15 protein-coding genes are annotated in these 17,750 nt (G+C 45.1%); 10 read left to right on the forward strand and 5 right to left on the reverse strand.

Annotation, left to right across the window (positions count from 1 at the left end; translation table 11 throughout):
* The first annotated feature begins 152 nt into the window (after positions 1-152).
* On the forward strand, positions 153-431 hold the full coding sequence (locus LG368_RS07835) for a hypothetical protein (RefSeq protein WP_226754180.1): 279 nt from the start codon (positions 153-155) through the stop codon (positions 429-431).
* A 91-nt stretch (positions 432-522) separates the two neighbouring features.
* Here the strand turns inward: LG368_RS07835 and LG368_RS07840 are convergent, their stop codons facing one another.
* On the reverse strand, positions 523-1,929 hold the full coding sequence (locus tag LG368_RS07840; RefSeq protein ID WP_226754181.1) for a M48 family metallopeptidase: 1,407 nt from the start codon (positions 1,927-1,929) through the stop codon (positions 523-525).
* 36 nt (positions 1,930-1,965) lie between these two features.
* Between LG368_RS07840 and LG368_RS07845 the strand changes: the two genes are divergently transcribed.
* On the forward strand, positions 1,966-2,211 hold the full coding sequence (locus LG368_RS07845) for a sulfurtransferase TusA family protein (protein ID WP_226754182.1): 246 nt from the start codon (positions 1,966-1,968) through the stop codon (positions 2,209-2,211).
* Between the two features lie 12 nt (positions 2,212-2,223).
* Positions 2,224-3,285: an AI-2E family transporter gene (locus tag LG368_RS07850; RefSeq protein WP_226754183.1), complete on the forward strand. Its 1,062-nt coding sequence runs from the start codon at positions 2,224-2,226 to the stop codon at positions 3,283-3,285.
* Positions 3,286-3,307: 22 nt separating this feature from the next.
* Here LG368_RS07850 and LG368_RS07855 read toward each other — a convergent pair whose 3' ends face one another.
* Both LG368_RS07855 and LG368_RS07860 read right to left on the reverse strand, forming a co-directional pair.
* Entirely contained in the window at positions 3,308-4,939 is a 1,632-nt protein-coding gene (locus LG368_RS07855; protein WP_226754184.1) for an alpha-glucosidase, read from the reverse strand.
* A gap of 80 nt (positions 4,940-5,019) precedes the next feature.
* Positions 5,020-5,904 carry a LysR family transcriptional regulator gene (locus LG368_RS07860; RefSeq protein WP_226754185.1) on the reverse strand — a complete coding sequence of 295 codons (885 nt, stop codon included), beginning with the start codon at positions 5,902-5,904 and terminating at the stop codon, positions 5,020-5,022.
* A 93-nt stretch (positions 5,905-5,997) separates the two neighbouring features.
* Here LG368_RS07860 and leuC point away from each other — a divergent pair, with 93 nt between their 5' ends.
* From leuC to hpf, 6 genes are all read left to right on the forward strand, one after another.
* On the forward strand, positions 5,998-7,425 hold the full coding sequence (gene leuC / locus LG368_RS07865) for a 3-isopropylmalate dehydratase large subunit (protein ID WP_226754186.1): 1,428 nt from the start codon (positions 5,998-6,000) through the stop codon (positions 7,423-7,425).
* 13 nt (positions 7,426-7,438) lie between these two features.
* Positions 7,439-8,089: a 3-isopropylmalate dehydratase small subunit gene (leuD, locus tag LG368_RS07870; protein WP_226754187.1), complete on the forward strand. Its 651-nt coding sequence runs from the start codon at positions 7,439-7,441 to the stop codon at positions 8,087-8,089.
* A gap of 49 nt (positions 8,090-8,138) precedes the next feature.
* Positions 8,139-9,218 (forward strand): 3-isopropylmalate dehydrogenase, encoded by a 1,080-nt coding sequence (gene leuB, locus LG368_RS07875; RefSeq protein ID WP_226754188.1) that lies wholly within the window; start codon positions 8,139-8,141, stop codon positions 9,216-9,218.
* A 78-nt stretch (positions 9,219-9,296) separates the two neighbouring features.
* Positions 9,297-10,415, forward strand: coding sequence for an aspartate-semialdehyde dehydrogenase (gene asd / locus LG368_RS07880; protein WP_226754189.1), 1,119 nt, complete (start codon positions 9,297-9,299; stop codon positions 10,413-10,415).
* A 164-nt stretch (positions 10,416-10,579) separates the two neighbouring features.
* Positions 10,580-11,254, forward strand: a complete 675-nt coding sequence (locus LG368_RS07885) for a YoaK family protein (protein ID WP_226754190.1) — start codon at positions 10,580-10,582, stop codon at positions 11,252-11,254.
* Between the two features lie 325 nt (positions 11,255-11,579).
* Positions 11,580-11,972, forward strand: a complete 393-nt coding sequence (gene hpf / locus LG368_RS07890) for a ribosome hibernation-promoting factor, HPF/YfiA family (RefSeq protein WP_226754191.1) — start codon at positions 11,580-11,582, stop codon at positions 11,970-11,972.
* Between the two features lie 252 nt (positions 11,973-12,224).
* Here hpf and LG368_RS07895 read toward each other — a convergent pair whose 3' ends face one another.
* Positions 12,225-15,014, reverse strand: a complete 2,790-nt coding sequence (locus tag LG368_RS07895; RefSeq protein WP_226754192.1) for a bifunctional aconitate hydratase 2/2-methylisocitrate dehydratase — start codon at positions 15,012-15,014, stop codon at positions 12,225-12,227.
* A gap of 223 nt (positions 15,015-15,237) precedes the next feature.
* Positions 15,238-17,016, reverse strand: coding sequence for a formylglycine-generating enzyme family protein (locus tag LG368_RS07900; RefSeq protein ID WP_226754193.1), 1,779 nt, complete (start codon positions 17,014-17,016; stop codon positions 15,238-15,240).
* A gap of 89 nt (positions 17,017-17,105) precedes the next feature.
* On the opposite strand from LG368_RS07900, the gene LG368_RS07905 reads away from it, so the two are divergent.
* Positions 17,106-17,717: a MiaE family protein gene (locus tag LG368_RS07905; protein ID WP_226754194.1), complete on the forward strand. Its 612-nt coding sequence runs from the start codon at positions 17,106-17,108 to the stop codon at positions 17,715-17,717.
* Positions 17,718-17,750: the final 33 nt, after the last annotated feature.

Raw genomic sequence — 17,750 nt, forward strand, 5'->3', positions numbered from 1 at the left:
CATAGTCGGAAATCAGATCAACAGAGCTATACAAGGCGATAAAACTCGGGATGAGGTCGTATTCTTAAAGAGCGATGCCGCTTTTGCGCAGCTGCGCGGTACCCGCTGACAAAGTCACTGATTCAGATAATATTTTATAAAAGGCCCTTATTATGAAAACGCTAAATAAAACACTTCTTGCTGTTCTTGCTACCTCTACAATGACAACAGCGGCTTTCGCAAGTGACGACACGGCATTTGATCAACTACGAACCACTAAGGCTGGCGTTGAGTCATTGGCCCACTCTCTGGAAAACATGGGCGCAACGGTTGATACAAGTGTTGATCTGAACGGTGCTTACACGGTAAATCAAAAAGAGGCTGTATACAGCGAAAAATATGCTGAGCTTCAAGCACAATTTGATGATCTTCGTGCTCAACGTGCGCAATAATATTTAAGCTGTAAATAATGATAAAAAAGCCAAACATTTTTGTTTGGCTTTTTTTGTTATAGGAAATACCTCACTTATAAAATATGTATTCTCATGTTTCATCGTCCAAGTCTTCTTGTTTCTCAGCTTCGTTTATTTTATCAAAATACAGTTTCGTACTATTGATAATGTCTTTTTCATGAGCGACGGCATCTCGTTCCGCACGCTTTATCAAATATCCGGCTGTTTTGTCTTTGCCTTGGCTAAAGTCCAAAAGTGCTCGATAATGCAGTGCCATGGGAATGTTGCCAATCGATTTATAATATTGAATGTTTGCTCGCCATATTAATCGATTTTCATACAAATACTCAGCATTTAAAACAGAGGGCTTATCTTGGTTTAATTGTGATCGTAAAGAGGAGAACAAAAGACTATTAGGGGCTAAGGCCAGTCTTGTATCAATAATAGCCAATGATTCTGCTTTTTTTTCTAATGCCGCATAACTTAACGCTTTCAAGTACTCCCCAAATGTATTTTGAGCGGATTGTTGTTTTAGAAATAAGAGTGCACGTTCAGGCGACTGAATAAGATATGAAAAAAGGGCTTTTGCAAACAACTTAGCGTCTTGGTCGTAAATCTTCTGCTCAAGGTACGTTAAAGGCTTCTCTTCAAGACCCGCACGGTAAGCTAAGACGCTGGCTCGAAAATAGATAAAGTCACTTTGTTCGCGTTTGCTTAAAATTGTACTTTTGGTATCGGCATTAAGTGAGTCCGCAAGGCGAGAATCGGGTGATGGGTGCGTAGACAAAAACTCAAGTTTTGGACGCCCTAGTGCTTGTCGAAAGAACGCCTGAAAAAGTTGTGTCATGCCATCGGGCGCCAAATTGGCCTCGGTTAAATAGCCCCGGCCACGACGATCGGCCTCTTGCTCTTGGTTACGGCTGTAAGTCAGGGTATTTTCTGCTTGATTGGCAATGCCGCCTAACCAAAGCGCAGTAGTGGCATCACCGCCTCCACCCGCTAAAGCCGCTGCAATACCTGCTCCCAACATGACTAAGGTTTTTTGTAACTCTTCACCAGAACGTTGTGTTTGCCTTTCATAGTGACGAAGATCTAGGTGAGCAATTTCATGGGCCAACAAGCCATAAAGCATGTCTTCGTTGTCAATCATTTCCATAATATCGGAATAAATAAACAAGTGATTGCCAGGAATTACAAAAGCGTTGCTTTGGGAGCTGTTGAGGAGGGTCATTTCAATGGTTGTATTGTACAAACTGGTTTGTGGCAAAATGCGTGACATGGCTTGTTTTAGGTAGTCATAGGCAGGAGGGAAGTCGATTAAGGCACGGCTACCGTTTAGCTTTCTAAACCAATATTGGCCCAGAATATAAGAGGGATTAGATAAGGCTCTTTCATCTTTATTGGCTTCGAGGTCAGGCAAACTGGCCTGAGAAAAAGTACTGGCAAAAACAAGGGTGAGAATGCTCAGCCCTGTTGTAACGTGTGAAAATAGTCTCATAATATGACACATACAATTTTTGGATAAAAAGTTAACATGATGATTCATTCAGAGAGCCAGTATGACGTAATCTTAGATGCAAGAGAAGATCGTTGTCCTATGCCGTTACTTAAAGCAAAATTGGCGTTAAGCAAAATGTCGGTGGGTCAACGTTTATGTGTGACAACATGTGACGCAGGTTCTTTAAAAGACATTCCCAAGTATGTTGAACTGGTCGGTTATCGTCTATTGTCCACCTATGAAGAGAAGGGTGTTTACCTTTTCGACATCCAAAAAAACTAGAATAGGCTCACTATGTTTAAAACGGTTGATACGCTCATTAAACGCTATTTATCCAACGAAGAAGTGGTGATATTTCTTTTATTGTTGGTAGGTGTGCTCATAGCGTTGGCTTTTTGGGGGGGGATTTTAGCCCCTATTTTAATTGCCATTGTGCTCGCTTTTTTATTGCAAGGGTTGGTGGACAGATTGCAATCGCTTGGTTTGGGGCATACCGCGTCGGTATTTCTTGTTTTTAGTGCATTTTTGACGGTATGTGGGGTCTTTGTCAGTGTTATGGTGCCGATTATATGGCGGCAGGCGGTGCGCTTTGTTCAAGACGTACCTAGAATGTTTACGGTTATTCGTGATGAAGTGCAGCGGTTTGCTGAGGGATACAGCGATCTTGTGAGTCAAGCGGCGATCGATGAGTTAACCAATTCATTGGCCAATGAGTCGGCCAGCGTCGGCCAGTGGTTAGTGTCTTTTTCCATTTCGAGTATTCCCTCCCTGTTTTCTGTCATGATTTATTTGGTGTTGGTGCCTTTGGTGATTTTTTTCTTGCTGAAAGATCAGCAGAAGATACTGCGTTATTTAACGTCTTGGCTACCGAATGAACGTAAAATGATGCGCAATGTTGCCCATGAAATGAACGATCAAATTGCCAATTATGTTCGTGGCAAATTCATTGAGATGTGCGTAGTGGGCATTGTGACGTACCTTGTTTTTTTGGTATTTGGGCTGAAGTACGCAGAGTTATTGGCCTTGCTGGTGGGGTTGTCTGTTCTTATTCCCTATATTGGTGCCGCTGTGGTCACGATCCCCGTCATGTTAGTGGCGTTTTACCAGTTTGGTACTGGCAACGAATTTGTCTATGTAGCGATCGCCTATCTGGTTGTTCAGGCGTTAGATGGTAATGTTTTGGTTCCTTTGCTGTTTTCTGAGGCGGTGAATTTGCATCCTCTGGCTATTATTGTTGCGGTATTATTTTTTGGTGGTGTGTGGGGCTTTTGGGGAGTGTTCTTCGCCATTCCTTTAGCCACCTTAGTTAAGGCCATTATTAATGCATGGCCGAGTCATGAACAACTGTCTTCATAACTCGGCCACTGCTTTTATCCACTTAGTTTGATGGCGTCACCTGTGCAACAAGGACGCTAAAAGGCGGTAACACAATGGTTTCGTCTTTAATATAACCACTGCTAATGGCCTCAGGCAAAGTGATGGGGTTCAGGGTGTGTTCTAAAGGAAGTAAGGTGTCCTGAATAGAGGTATTGATTGCAATAAAGAGCGTTTCATCTTGATGACGGCGCACAAAGGTAAGGGTGGTGTCGTCATGGTAAAGAAACTCTATGTCGCCTGAACGAAGTGCAGGGTGTGTTCGCCTAATGTGTAAGAAGTCTCGATAAGCATGTAGCACCGATTCTCTGTTGCCTTCTTGTTTATTGACCGCCAACGGACGTTGCTTTTCATCAATAGGTAGCCAGGGTGTGGCGGATTGAGTAAAGCCACCTTGTTCTGTACTTTCCCAAGGCATGGGCGTTCGACAGCCATCTCGTCCTTTAAACTCTGGCCAAAATGCAATGCCAAATGGATCTACCAATTGTTCAAAGGTTAATTCTGCTTCAGGTAGTCCTAATTCTTCTCCTTGATACAAGCACACACTGCCCCGTAGGCTTAGCAACATGGCCATGTACACTTTACTTTTCGCCAGTCCGTGTTCGTTGTTTCCCCAACGTGTTGCCACTCGCGCAACATCGTGATTGCCAATTGACCAACATGGCCAGCCATCTCCTAAGCCTGCTTCGATCGTTTCCATCGTGTTGCGCACATGTCCCATGGTGGCGTCATGGGTCAAGAGGTCAAAGGAATAGCACATATGCAGTTTGTCATTGCCTTGGGTGTAGGCGGCCATGGTTTCTAGGGCGAAGTCACAACCCACTTCTCCCACCGTGGTGATATTCGGGTATTGATCAAGCAATGCCCGCAGACGTTGTAAAAAACCGATGTTTTCAGGGCGCGATTTGTCGTAAAGGTGCAATTGGTAGGCATAAGGATTATCTAAACGAACGCCGATACTGCCTTCAACGATTTCTTCTTTAGGGGGGTTATTTCGTAAGGCAAGGTCGTGGTAATAATAGTTTGCTGTATCGAGACGAAAACCATCAATGCCTCGTTTTAACCAGAATTCTACTGTGTCGAGTACTGCGTCAACGACCTCTGGGTTGTGGAAGTTTAAGTCTGGTTGGCTGTCTAAAAAGTTGTGCAGGTAATATTGTCGACGGCGACTGTCCCAGTGCCAAGCGGGGCCACCAAAAACCGATAGCCAGTTATTGGGAACCGTTCCATCGGGTTGTGCATCTGCCCAGACATACCAATCTGCTTTGTCATTGTTATGGCTGCTGCGTGATTCGACAAACCAAGGGTGTTGATCAGAGGAGTGGTTAAGAACTTGATCGATCATTACTTTCAGCCCGTGTTCATGGGCGCTCTCAATCAGTCGGTCGAGGTCATCTAGGGTGCCAAAAATAGGATCTACGTTGCAATAATCCGCCACATCGTAACCAAAATCTTTCATTGGCGATGTGAAAAAAGGCGACAACCAGATAGCATCAACGCCAAGGGCGGCAATATAGCCCATTTTTGCGGTTACCCCTGGAAGGTCACCGATGCCATCGTTATTAGAGTCAAAAAAACTGCGTGGATAAACCTGATATATGACGGCACCACGCCACCACTGTGAAGAATTGTCCATGATCATACTCGCTCTAATAAAAGAAAGGCAACGCTGTTGATTCGTCAAAAACGTTGAGGTTATGTTGTTGCGTTATGTTCTTACAGGCGACTGGCGCCGTCACTTTTTAACAGGTCGATAAACGCCAGTGCCGCTCGACTTAATGTGCGTTGTTTATGGTAGATAACGCCCAGTTTGCGTTCGACATTAAGGTCTTCAATCGCCAGCACACAGAGTTTTTCGTCTACCAACGTTGAGGGTAACAGTGACCATCCCCAACCAATACCAACCAGCATGGCTAAGGTTTCTAAATTATTGGTACTCATCCGAACGAGGGGCTTGAGATCTTGCTTCCCAAATGCCTGCTCTGCAATCTGACGAGTAAAGGTATTTTTGTTGGGCAAAACACAAGCGTGCTGCGCCAGTTCCTGTAGAGACAATCCCTTAACGTGGGCAAGAGGGTGATCTCTGCTGACTACACAGGTTAAAGGGTCTGACCAGATGGGTAAAGACTCAATTAAGGCATTGTCCTTGTTTGATAGGGTAATAATGCCTAATTCAGCGCGGCCTTTGACAACATCTTGATACGCTTCTTCAGATTGAGAAAATTCTATTTCTAGCTGCGCGCTTGGGAAGTTTTCTTGGAATGATTTTAAGGACTTAGGGAGCCGATGTAATCCCACATGGTGGCTGGTCGACAGCCTTAATTCTCCGCTCACATCTTGCATTTGCAGAGACATGCTACGCTGGATGTCCTGTAAATCCTCTGCCATTTTACGGGCTTTTGGCAACAGGCGAACGCCAGCTTCAGTCAATTGAACTTGGCGGCCAATACGATCGAATAAACGCACACCTAAGTTGCCTTCTAATGCGGAAATGCGTTTGCTGACCGCAGGTTGCGTCACAAATAACTGGACAGCGGCCTCAGAAAAGGAAGCAGTTTCAGCGACTTTGATGAAGGTCAGCAACTCGGCAATGTCTATCATTCCAAAAAATTATCCAAAATATGAAAAATATGAATTGGCGTTATTTAAGCCAAAGTTTTAGGATAGCGCAATAGATTTCTGAGGAGAGAATATATGTCTGCAAAAACCCTTTATGACAAGTTGTGGGACAGCCACCTTGTACAGCAACGCGATGATGGTAGTGCGTTGATTTATATCGATTTACAGTTGCTTCATGAAGTAACGTCACCACAAGCTTTTGAAGGTTTGCGTCTAGCGGGTCGTAAACCTTGGCGTGTATCGTCAAGCTTGGCAACACCGGATCATAACGTACCAACGACAAAAACAGAGCGTATGTCGGGCGTGGATGGCATTGAAGACCCTGTGTCTAAAATTCAGGTGACGACACTGGATGACAATTGTAATGAATTTGGTATTACCGAATTCAATATGAAAGACATTCGCCAAGGTATTGTGCACGTTGTTGGGCCAGAACAAGGTGCGACTTTGCCAGGCATGACCGTTGTATGTGGGGATTCTCATACCTCTACTCACGGTGCTTTTGGTGCATTAGCCCATGGTATCGGAACATCTGAAGTAGAGCATGTGCTGGCGACTCAATGTTTGGTACAAAAGAAAAGCCGTAACATGTTGGTTCGAGTCGATGGTGAGCTTTCACCTTGGGTTTCGGCAAAAGACGTTGTGTTGGCCATCATTGGTGCGATTGGCACCGCGGGCGGAACCGGTTTTGCGATTGAGTTTGGCGGTACAGGTATCCAGTCCTTGTCAATGGAAGGGCGCATGACGGTGTGCAACATGGCCATTGAAGCGGGTGCTCGTGTGGGCTTGATTGCGGTAGACGATACCACGATTGATTATGTCAAAGGTCGTCCTTATGCGCCAAAAGGCGAACAGTGGGACATGGCGGTTGCTGCATGGAAAGATCTTGTGTCTGATAAAGACGCGAAGTTTGAAGAAGTGGTGGTGATCAAAGCCGAAGACATTAAGCCGCAGGTTACTTGGGGTACGTCGCCAGAAATGGTGATCGCTATTGATGAAGCGATTCCACATGCTGAAGACCAAAAAGACCCAGTGAAAAAAGAGGGTTATGCTCGTGCTTGGAAATACATGGGCTTAGAAGGCAAAACCACCTTGGCAGACATCACGTTAGACCGTGTCTTTATCGGTTCTTGCACCAACTCACGCATTGAAGATTTACGCATTGCGGCGCAAGTCGTTAAAGGTCGTAAAGTGGCTTCTACTTTGAAGCAAGCGATTGTTGTGCCAGGTTCTGGTCTCGTGAAAGCGCAAGCTGAGAAAGAAGGCTTGCACACCATTTTTGAAGAGGCTGGGTTGGAATGGCGCGAACCAGGTTGCTCAATGTGTTTGGCGATGAACGCGGATAAGTTGGGTGCAGGCGAGCATTGTGCTTCCACATCGAATCGTAACTTTGAAGGTCGCCAAGGTTTTGGTGGTCGAACGCATCTAGTGAGTCCAGCGATGGCGGCAGCGGCGGCTATTGCAGGCAACTTTGTTGATGTTAACGAATTGGTAAAACACTAAAAAGGAGAAAAGTATGCGTCCCTTTACTAAACACTCAGGGTTAGCCGCTCCTTTGGATTTGGCCAACGTTGATACCGATATGATCATTCCAAAGCAGTTCTTAAAATCCATCAAGCGCACGGGCTTTGGTAAAAATTTATTTGATGAGCTGCGTTACGAAGATGAAGGGCAGCCCGATCAAGAGTGTGACGGTCGTCCAATTCGTGAAGATTTTGTACTAAACCAAGCTCGATACCAAGGCGCAAGCGTTTTGTTGGCACGTCAAAACTTTGGCTGTGGTTCCAGCCGGGAACACGCGCCTTGGGCACTAGATGACTACGGTTTTCGTTCAATTATTGCACCTAGCTTTGCCGATATTTTCTACAACAACTGTTTTAAAAATGGCTTGTTACCGATTGTGTTGCACCCTGATGAAGTGGATCAGTTGTTTTCAGAAGTGGCGTTGCGTGAAGGCGCAGAGATTGTTGTCGATCTTGAAAACCAAACGGTAACCTCGCCTTCTGGTGCACAGTTTGAGTTTGTTGTCGATAACTTCCGCAAGCATTGTTTGTTGAATGGTTTGGACGATATTGGTTTGACCTTACAGCAGGATGCCGCTATCCGTCGTTACGAAGAAAGACGTATGCAAGAAGCACCTTGGTTGTTTTTATCGCGCGAGCAGTAAAATCGATACTAAAACGTTTAAAAAAGACCCTGTATTCTAAGGATTTAACATGAGTAAGAATGTACTAATATTGCCCGGTGATGGCATTGGCCCAGAAATTGTTGCCCAAGCGGTGCGCGTATTGGACACAGTAAACGATCAGTTTGGACTGGATATCAAACACGAAAGTGCACTCGTCGGCGGGTCGGCCTATGACGAGACAGGCTCTCCTTTGCCAGACGTGACATTGGAAAAAGCGAAGGCAGCGGATGCGATTTTATTAGGCGCTGTGGGTGGACCTAAATGGGATGCGCTAGACATGTCTGTGCGCCCTGAAAAAGGTTTGTTGGGTTTACGTTCTAACCTTGAGTTGTTCTCTAATCTACGTCCAGCCATTTTGTACCCACAGTTGGCGGACGCTTCTAGTTTGAAACCAGAAATTGTGGCCGGACTGGATATCCTAATTGTTCGTGAATTGACCGGTGGTATCTACTTTGGACAACCTCGTGGCATTCGTACTCTCGACAATGGCGAGCGTCAAGGCTACAACACTTACGTCTACAGTGAGTCTGAAATTCGTCGTATTGGCCGTTCTGCGTTTGAAGCGGCGCGTCAACGTGGCAAACGTGTTTGCTCCATTGATAAATCCAACGTACTGGAAGTAACGGTACTGTGGAAAGAAATCATGGAGGAGGTTGCAAAAGAATACCCCGATGTTGAATTGACTCATATGCTGGTTGATAACGCAGCGATGCAGCTGGTTCGTGCACCAAAACAGTTTGATGTCATGGTTACGGGCAACATGTTTGGTGATATTCTATCGGACGCAGCTGCAATGCTAACGGGATCGATTGGTATGTTGCCGTCGGCTTCTCTTAATGCAGAAGGTCGTGGGATGTACGAACCTTGTCACGGTTCAGCGCCGGATATTGCTGGTAAAGGCATCGCAAACCCCTTGGCGACTATTTTGTCAGTTGCTATGATGTTGCGTTATTCTTTAGACGCAAAAGATGCAGCGGATGCGATTGAAGCGGCCGTCAGTCAGGTTCTTGACCTTGGTTTGAGAACGGCAGATATCGCATCAAAAGAGTGTAATACTGTCAGCACCCAAGAAATGGGTGATGCTGTACTTAAAGCACTAAAAGCCTAGCGTCATAAGGTCGTTAGGCATTCACTCGGGACACTGCTCTTGGTATGAGTGGCCCCACAAAAAAAGGTAATAATAACCATGTCAAAACACACTGTAGGTTTAGTCGGATGGCGCGGAATGGTCGGTTCTGTGTTGATGCAACGTATGAGAGAGGAAAAAGACTTCGATCACATTGATCCGGTTTTTTTTACTACGTCTCAAACGGGGCAGAAAGGTCCAGAAATTGGTAAAGAGATTCCGTTACTTCAAGACGCTAATGATATTGAGTCCTTGAAAAAAATGGACATTATTATCACCTGTCAGGGTGGTGATTACACCAAGGCTATTTACCCACAATTGCGTAAGGCTGGTTGGAATGGTTACTGGATTGACGCAGCGTCTTCATTGCGTATGGAAAAAGACGCTATTATCGTGCTCGATCCAGTCAACTTAAATGTCATCAAAGACGGTCTAAACAATGGCGTTAAAACCTTTGTGGGCGGTAATTGCACCGTCAGTTTGATGTTGTTGGCGTTGGGTGGCTTGTTCGAGAAAGGTCATATCGAATGGATGACGTCCATGACGTATCAAGCTGCTTCTGGTGGCGGTGCACGTCATATGCGTGAGTTGATCAATCAAATGGGCATGCTGCAAGGCAGTGTCGCATCTGAATTGGCGGATCCAGCTAGTGCTATTTTAGACATTGATCGTAAGGTTGCCGAGCAAATGCGTTCCAATACCATGCCTGTGGATCAGTTTGGTGTGCCTTTAGCGGGCAGTTTGATTCCTTATATTGATTCTCAGCTGGACAACGGTCAAAGTCGTGAAGAATGGAAGGCACAAGCGGAAGCCAATAAGATTCTAGGTAACACAGACCTGATCGTGCCGGTTGATGGCTTGTGCGTTCGCATCGGTGCCATGCGTTGCCACAGTCAGGCTTTCACCATTAAGCTGAATAAAGACATTCCAGTGGCAGACATTGAAGGCATGCTGGCTGAGCACAATGATTGGGTCAGTGTTGTGCCGAATGATAAGCAGGCGACAATGACGCGTTTAACGCCGACAGCGGCAACAGGGACACTGGATATTCCTGTTGGTCGTATTCGTAAGTTGAACATGGGACCTGAATTTATCAGTGCATTCTCAGTAGGTGATCAGTTGTTGTGGGGAGCGGCGGAACCGCTTCGTCGTATGCTACGAATCCTGCTAAACGACTAAGCTTAGACATTAGTCTTAAATAATGTCTTGTGCTTAATATAAAACGCCAGCCCCATTGGGCTGGCGTTTTTTTTGCGTTATCGTTTGTAAAAAAGATGACTTTATTCCATTTTATCCGGCTATCCGCATAGTGGTGTTCAGGGTCTTTATCATCGGAGGTATGAATGATCACGCGTTTACCCAAATGGATTGAATACGGCGCCTTTGTTATGGCATTGGTGGCTGGCAGTGTTAATGCTGTTGCCTTACTCGGCTTTCAGCATCAGGCGGTCTCTCACTTGTCTGGGACGGCCACTTTACTGGGACGCGCATTATTAACCCCTGACCCGGCAACGCTCTTGTACCTTATTGGGATGCTGTTAAGTTTTACTGTTGGTGCGGCCATTTCGGGTGCTTTGCTTACAGGCCGTTCATTGCGTATTGGCCGTTTTTATGATGTCTTGTTGTTTATTGAAGCTTTGCTTTTGATAACGGCCATGCTGTTACTGCTGAACCAGAATACGCTAGGCAACTTCTTTGCGTCTGTAGCGTGTGGTTTACAAAATGCATTGGCAACCAAGCACAGTGGCGCTGTGGTAAGAACAACGCACTTAACCGGTATATTTACAGATCTTGGTATTATGTTGGGTTCAACAGTACGAGGGAAGGGAGGAGACAGGCGTAAAGTCATGTTGTTTCTGATTATTGTTGTGGGCTTTATATCGGGTGGCACACTGGGTGCTTGGTTGTTTTCTCTGTTGGGTTTTCAGGCTTTGCTGATTCCTGCATTACTGTGTGTGGCTCTGTCTGTTATGTATCGGGCGTATTACATAGGATTAATCCGGGCTCGTCGCCATTAATATTGCTTGCTCTAAGGGGATAAGGTCTTTAAGCGTTAAATTTATTCATCATTGAGATGAAATTATTTAATTTATTTTTAATTTTTTATAGCGGCTCGTTTTGTCTTTTTCTCTCTTAACTTATTGAAATTACTGTAGTATTTTTTTATCTATGGACTGAGAGATAGTCGTTTTAACGGTGTTCTTCTTGATCTTAAGCAAGAATTTACATCTCAGCTATTGAAATCAGAGTCGATCATCCATAGATTATAGGTATGGGCAGTGCAGAGGAGAAAAAGAAGTTAGTTAGTAAAAAACACCTGATTAAAAATAGAAGGAATTCTCTATGTATACATTGAATATTAGTGGTCACCACGTCCAATCTGGTGAAGAAGTTCAAGAAGTGGTTAAAGAAAAAATGGATCACTTGGCACGTATTAATAATCAAATAACCAGCATCAAGGTGATACTAAATACAGAGAAGCATGAGATTCACCAGTTAATCGTAGAAGCCAGCGTTCATATTCCTGGTCACGATCTTTTTGCCACGGTGAAAACAGATAAGCAACTTAAACCTGCACTCGATCTTTTAGTGGCTAAACTAGAGAAGCAGTTAATTAAACACAAAGCTAAACATACAGGGCGTCAACACCAGATCAATGCAAACGATGTTGAATCAGCAGAAGAGCGTCAGGAGCAAGCAGAGTTTGATGAGCTTGTAGAGCGTGAAGTGATCTAGTCATTTAAACTTACAAGGCGCATAGATACATAAGCGCTGTTATATTTTTATTATTGAAGGGAGCCTCGCACTAGCGGGGCTTTTTTGTGCCTGTCTGCTTTGCAGGGGTCTTACTGTTGCTAATAAGACGACCAATGAAGCTAATAGAGTATAAAAAAGGCCTAATATTCAATTGAATATTAGGCCTTTTAAAGTACTAATCGAGGCAGAAGAAGCTTCTTCCCCCATTAGTACTCTGTCTGATGAAATAGATTACATCATTTTAACAGGGATAGAGGGTACGCTAAGGTCTTTAGAAGGTGGAGCAAAAGACGTTAAGTTAATACCTTCAACCGCTTCTTTGTATTCTTGCATTGTAGGGAAACGACCTAAGATAGTTGATAAAACAACCATTGGCGTTGAGCCCAATAGAGATTCACCTTTCTTCTCCGCAGTGTCTTCTACAACGCGGCCTTGGAAAAGACGAGTTGACGTCGCTAGAACGGTATCACCTGGCTCCGCTTTCTCTTGGTTACCCATACATAGGTTACAACCAGGGCGCTCTAGGTACATGATGTTTTCGTATTTAGTACGAGCCGCTTCTTTCGGGTTGACATCGTTAAATTCGAAACCAGAGTATTTCTCTAGAAGTTCCCAATCACCTTCTGCTTTTAGCTCATCAACAATGTTGTACGTTGGTGGCGCGATCACAAGAGGTGCGTTGAACTTAATTTCTTTGCCTTGTGCTTCCATGTTACGGAACATTTGAGCGATGATTTTCATGTCGCCCTTGTGAACCATACAAGAACCCACAAAGCCTAAATCCACTTTACGACCATCGTAGAAAGAAGCAGGACGGATAACATCGTGAGTGTAACGTTTAGATACGTCCTCGTTGTTAACGTCAGGGTCAGCAATCATTGGCTCATCGATCAAGTCTAGATCCACAACCATTTCTGCGTAGTATTTAGCGTTATCATCAGGAGAAAGCGCTGGCGCTTCACCAGAAGCAATTTCTGCAATACGCTTGTCTGCTAGGTCAATAAGGCCTTGCAACATGTTGTCACGGTTTTCCATGCCTTTGTTGATCATGATCTGGATGCGGCTCTTAGCAAGCTCCAAAGATTGGATCAAGGTTTCATTGTCTGAGATACAGATGGAAGCTTTTGCTTTCATTTCTGCTGTCCAGTCAGTGAAGGTAAACGCTTGGTCAGCCAATAGGGTACCGATTTGAACTTCGATTACGCGACCTTGGAAAACGTTTTCGCCGAATTTCTTCAACATTTGCGCTTGTGTTGAGTGAACAACATCACGGAAGTCAATGTGATCTTTCATGTGGCCTTTGAAGGTCACTTTAACAGATTCAGGGATTGGCATTGCACACTCACCTGTTGCCAATGCAATAGCAACCGTACCGGAGTCAGCACCGAAAGCCACACCTTTAGACATACGTGTATGAGAGTCACCACCAATGATAATGGCACGGTCATCCACTGTGATATCGTTCAATACTTTATGGATAACGTCTGTCATCGCATGGTAAACGCCTTTAGGATCACGTGCTGTGATAACACCAAAGTCATTCATGAACTTCATCAATCGAGGGATGTTAGTTTGTGCTTTTTTGTCCCAAACAGACGCAGTGTGACAACCAGACTGGTAAGCACCGTCAACACTTGGAGAAATGACAGTGGCTGCCATTGACTCAAGTTCTTGAGAGGTCATTAGACCTGTTGTGTCCTGAGAACCAACAATGTTCACTTTAACGCGAACGTCGGAACCTGTGTGCAAAGGTGTTTTTGACGTAACGCCAACTGCGTTGCGGTTGAAGATTTTTTCAACAGCGGTTAGGCCTTGACCTTCATGAGAAATCTCTTTTGAAGGTGCGAAAACGGTAGGCGCTTCAATATTTAAGATGTCTGCCGCTACAGTTTGCAGTTTCTTACCGAATGTCAACGCGTAAGAACCACCTGCTTTCATGAACTCAACTTTTTGTGGTGTGAAGGCGTCGGAAACATCCACCAACTCTTCGTCACCGTTGTAAAGTTTTTTCGCTTTTGTATCAATAGTAAGAACAGTACCTGTCGCAACAGAGTACTTCTCTTCTAGAACAGGGTCGCCGTTTTTGTCTTTAACAACATTGCCTTCTGCGTCTACTTTCTTAACCCAGTTTTTCAGGTCAAGACCGATACCGCCAGTTACACCAACCGTAGTTAAGAAGATCGGTGCGATACCGTTAGTACCTGCAACAACCGGTGCAATGTTAACAAAAGGAATGTATGGGCTGGCTTTTTCACCCGCCCAAAGCGCTACGTTGTTCACACCAGACATACGCGAAGAACCAACACCCATGGTGCCTTTCTCAGCGATCAGCATGACTTTAGCGTTTGGATGCTTTTTACCTAGGGCAACAATTTCTTGTTGAGCTTCAGGTGTGATCATGCACTGGCCGTGAAGTTCACGGTCGCTACGAGAGTGTGCTTGGTTACCAGGAGAAAGAAGGTCGGTAGAGATATCGCCTTCTGCCGCGATGTAAGTAACCACATCAATTTTCTCTGGGATTTCAGGAAGCGTGGTGAAAAACTCTGCTTTTGCGTAGCTTTCAAGAATGTCTTTAGCAAGCGCGTTGCCTGCTTTGTAAGCTTCTGCAAGACGATCTGTATCAACTTCGTAAAGATATACTTGTGTTTTTAGTACTTCTGCAGCGGCTTTAGCGTGAGCGCTATCAGACAAGGCAACATCAATAAGCACGGCAACAGATGGACCACCCTTCATGTGAGAAAGAAGCTCAATCGCAAACACTGGCGTAATTTCTGCTACGACTTCGTTGCCAAGAATGATGTCTTTTAGAAAAGCGGCTTTTACACCCGCAGCACTGGTTGTGCCAGGAATGGTGTTGTAAATAAAGAAGTTTAGGGAATCAGCGCGGTACTCATTTTCAGTATCTTTAATTTGCGCGATGATTTCTGATATTAGATCAGCAGCATCAATAGGCTTAGGATGTAAACCAAGTTCGTTTTTACGAACTTCGATTTCTTTTAAGTACTCAAGATATAGGCTCATTTCCACCTCTATGTGTAATTTACGGAAAAGTCGTCTGCTAATAATGCCGCCTAAAAAGCTAAGTGGCGCAATCAACACACAAGTGTTGTGTATCAAAATGTCATGAATCTAAATGACTTTAATACAGTGTATTATAATTTTTGATGTGCGCATTCTATATAAAAAACACCCACAAAAGGGCTTCAAGCCCATAACAATTTCGAATAGGTGACATTTAGTGGAATTATTCTGATTTAGCCGTGTTATCAGGTTGGCGAATAACCCTAACAACACGAAAGCCCCAATTGCTTGCTTTTAGGTTAGGCTGAGCACGAAAACGGGTTGCGCTTCTTCCTACTCTGGGAATATCAAACCAAGAGCCGCCACGAAGGACGCGGTTGTCGCATTGGTTGGCCAACCAGACCTGATTCTTACTCGGTGCGCCTTCATAGTTTTCGTGATAGCAATCTTCTATCCATTCAGCGACGTTGCCGTGCATATCAAACAGTCCAAGAGGGTTGCTGGCTTGACTGCCAACCGGTGCTGTTGAGGTGCCATCCCATTGGCTGCCACAACTGTCACAAACGCTGTACCCCGGTTTTACGTCATTGCCGTACCAGAATGCGGCATTGGAGCCCGCTCGGGCGGAGTATTCCCATTCGATTTCTGTGGGAAGGCGGTACTCTTCCCCCGTTTCGTCAGAAAGCCAAGCGGTATACGCTTTGGCTTCATACCAGCTGACGTTGATAACAGGGCGCTTACCGCGCCCCCAGCCGTTGTCTGGCGGTAACCCTCTGTTCGTGGCATTGGCAAACTTATCGTACTGATCAAAAGTGACTTCGTATTTACTAATATAAAAACCATGGGGAATATCGACTTCATGGGCAGGTCTTTCGTTATCGTCGCCCTGACGATGTTGGTCGCCCATCATAAAAGTAGAAGGCGGAATCTTCTCTATTTTAGGCGCCTTGGCCACAACGGTGGTTAATGGCTCTTCCAAAACTTGAGGCAATGTCTCAAACGGTGTTGTAGTTGGCTCCGGTGGCGTAGGGATCGGCGTCACTGCTACCATGCTTTCAACGGGCTCTTCGCTCGGCCAAAAAAACAGTGCGGTCAATCCTGCCACGACAGCAAAAGCCGTTGCACTCATGATTTGAGTGGGGCGGTGTGTTTTGATGTCCATTTTCTTGATTGCGTTTTTGATCACGCGCTTTGAGGCTAAGGCGGTGTTTTCATCTGGCTTATAAAGATTCGCTCTTAAAATACGAATGACTTCCGTCAGCGACTTAGGACGGTGGCGTTCATGCTCACGACTCCAGCTAAGAAGCTTATCCCAAGTAGTGTGGCTCAGATTGGGATGTGAGCTTGGCAAAGCGCTAGGAAGGTTTTTATCTAAAATGGACTCACCAAGTAGGGCTGCCATGAGCAGTCGCATGAACGCAAAACGATCCGCCATAGGGCTGCGTTTCTGCTCTTTTTTAAGGTATTCGGGAGGCAGTAAACGTTGATCCATGACGTCAGCATCAATGGACTTCATCCAGTTATGGGAACCGAAGCCCGTCATAATGCCCAGCCCGTTGACGACATGAATGGCACTTAGGTCGAGGTGACCATGGTATAGGTTGTTTTTGTGGATTTGATCCAGCGCTTTGGCCATATTGTCGAATAAGCTGATGACCACATTTAATGGTGCGCCATCCGGGTATTTGCCTAAGAAACTGTAAAGATTCTCTCCGCCACAGACGGCTGAGCAGGAAAAGACCCAAAGATTTGAATAAAAAGGCGGGTAGTTGGGGGTAATGGCGGGGTGTTTGACGCTGGCGTATTTTCTTGCATTCTGCAAAAAGTCTTCAACCTTGCCCTTGTTTGATTGGAAAAAACGCAATACAAAAGGGCGGCCACCTTGATCCGCGACCCAAGTCGTTTTATTGTCATCCATCGGGTAGTTTAACGTGTACGGGTCCAGTTCAACCCCAACGTGTTGTCCGATCTTTAGTTTTTTGACGTCATAATAATCATTCATTACGAATTTGCTTTCCACATCAAGACGTTGCTGTCTAAGAATCTAATACCGAGTATAATCTCGTTTTTTAACCTAAAAAGGTAGAGTTAATGTTATCAGCGTACCCAGAGCTTGTTGAATTTTTGCCCTGCGAATCGCCCACTGCTTGGGTCAATTGGGCGCTTGAAAATCAACCCCTTCTGCTAAACGATCACGCCCATTGTGAGAAAAAAGCCGCTTCAACTGCAATGAGTCTAATGTATCGCTATGTCGATCGTGACAACTTGTTGCATAAAATGTCGCGTTTGGCGCGAGAAGAGCTGCTGCATTTTGAGCAAGTGCATAAACTGATGCGAAAGCGTGACGTTGCTTACGAGCACCTGAAGGCATCTCGTTATGCAGATGGTTTGCGTAAACACATTCGTACCCACGAGCCTGCTCGTTTGGTTGACACTCTTATTATCGGCGCATTTGTTGAGGCGCGTTCTTGTGAGCGCTTCGCTGCATTGGCCCCTCATTTAGACGAAGAGCTCTCTAAGTTTTATACGTCTTTGTTAAAATCGGAAGCGCGACATTTCCAAGACTATCTTGCTTTGGCGCAAGAATACGCCAGTGAACCTATTGATGATCGCGTTGCCTTTTTTCGGGAGCTGGAGCATCAGTTGATCATTGAGCCAGACGATGTCTTTCGCGTTCACAGTGGGCCGCCGGCTGCAGCATAAGCTATTTTATTTACGCGATACGACCCCATACCA

The sequence above is a fragment of the Marinomonas algarum genome, assembly GCF_020532605.1.
Lineage (GTDB): Bacteria > Pseudomonadota > Gammaproteobacteria > Pseudomonadales > Marinomonadaceae > Marinomonas > Marinomonas algarum.

Excerpts from the sequence above, each read along its gene's own strand:
- LG368_RS07835 (WP_226754180.1), top strand. The coding sequence starts at position 153 with ATGAAAACGCTAAATAAAACACTTCTTGCTGTTCTTGCTACCTCTACA.
- LG368_RS07840 (WP_226754181.1), bottom strand. The coding sequence starts at position 1,929 with ATGAGACTATTTTCACACGTTACAACAGGGCTGAGCATTCTCACCCTT.
- LG368_RS07845 (WP_226754182.1), top strand. The coding sequence starts at position 1,966 with ATGATGATTCATTCAGAGAGCCAGTATGACGTAATCTTAGATGCAAGA.
- LG368_RS07850 (WP_226754183.1), top strand. The coding sequence starts at position 2,224 with ATGTTTAAAACGGTTGATACGCTCATTAAACGCTATTTATCCAACGAA.
- LG368_RS07855 (WP_226754184.1), bottom strand. The coding sequence starts at position 4,939 with ATGGACAATTCTTCACAGTGGTGGCGTGGTGCCGTCATATATCAGGTT.
- LG368_RS07860 (WP_226754185.1), bottom strand. The coding sequence starts at position 5,904 with ATGATAGACATTGCCGAGTTGCTGACCTTCATCAAAGTCGCTGAAACT.
- leuC (WP_226754186.1), top strand. The coding sequence starts at position 5,998 with ATGTCTGCAAAAACCCTTTATGACAAGTTGTGGGACAGCCACCTTGTA.
- leuD (WP_226754187.1), top strand. The coding sequence starts at position 7,439 with ATGCGTCCCTTTACTAAACACTCAGGGTTAGCCGCTCCTTTGGATTTG.
- leuB (WP_226754188.1), top strand. The coding sequence starts at position 8,139 with ATGAGTAAGAATGTACTAATATTGCCCGGTGATGGCATTGGCCCAGAA.
- asd (WP_226754189.1), top strand. The coding sequence starts at position 9,297 with ATGTCAAAACACACTGTAGGTTTAGTCGGATGGCGCGGAATGGTCGGT.
- LG368_RS07885 (WP_226754190.1), top strand. The coding sequence starts at position 10,580 with ATGATCACGCGTTTACCCAAATGGATTGAATACGGCGCCTTTGTTATG.
- hpf (WP_226754191.1), top strand. The coding sequence starts at position 11,580 with ATGTATACATTGAATATTAGTGGTCACCACGTCCAATCTGGTGAAGAA.
- LG368_RS07895 (WP_226754192.1), bottom strand. The coding sequence starts at position 15,014 with ATGAGCCTATATCTTGAGTACTTAAAAGAAATCGAAGTTCGTAAAAAC.
- LG368_RS07900 (WP_226754193.1), bottom strand. The coding sequence starts at position 17,016 with ATGAATGATTATTATGACGTCAAAAAACTAAAGATCGGACAACACGTT.
- LG368_RS07905 (WP_226754194.1), top strand. The coding sequence starts at position 17,106 with ATGTTATCAGCGTACCCAGAGCTTGTTGAATTTTTGCCCTGCGAATCG.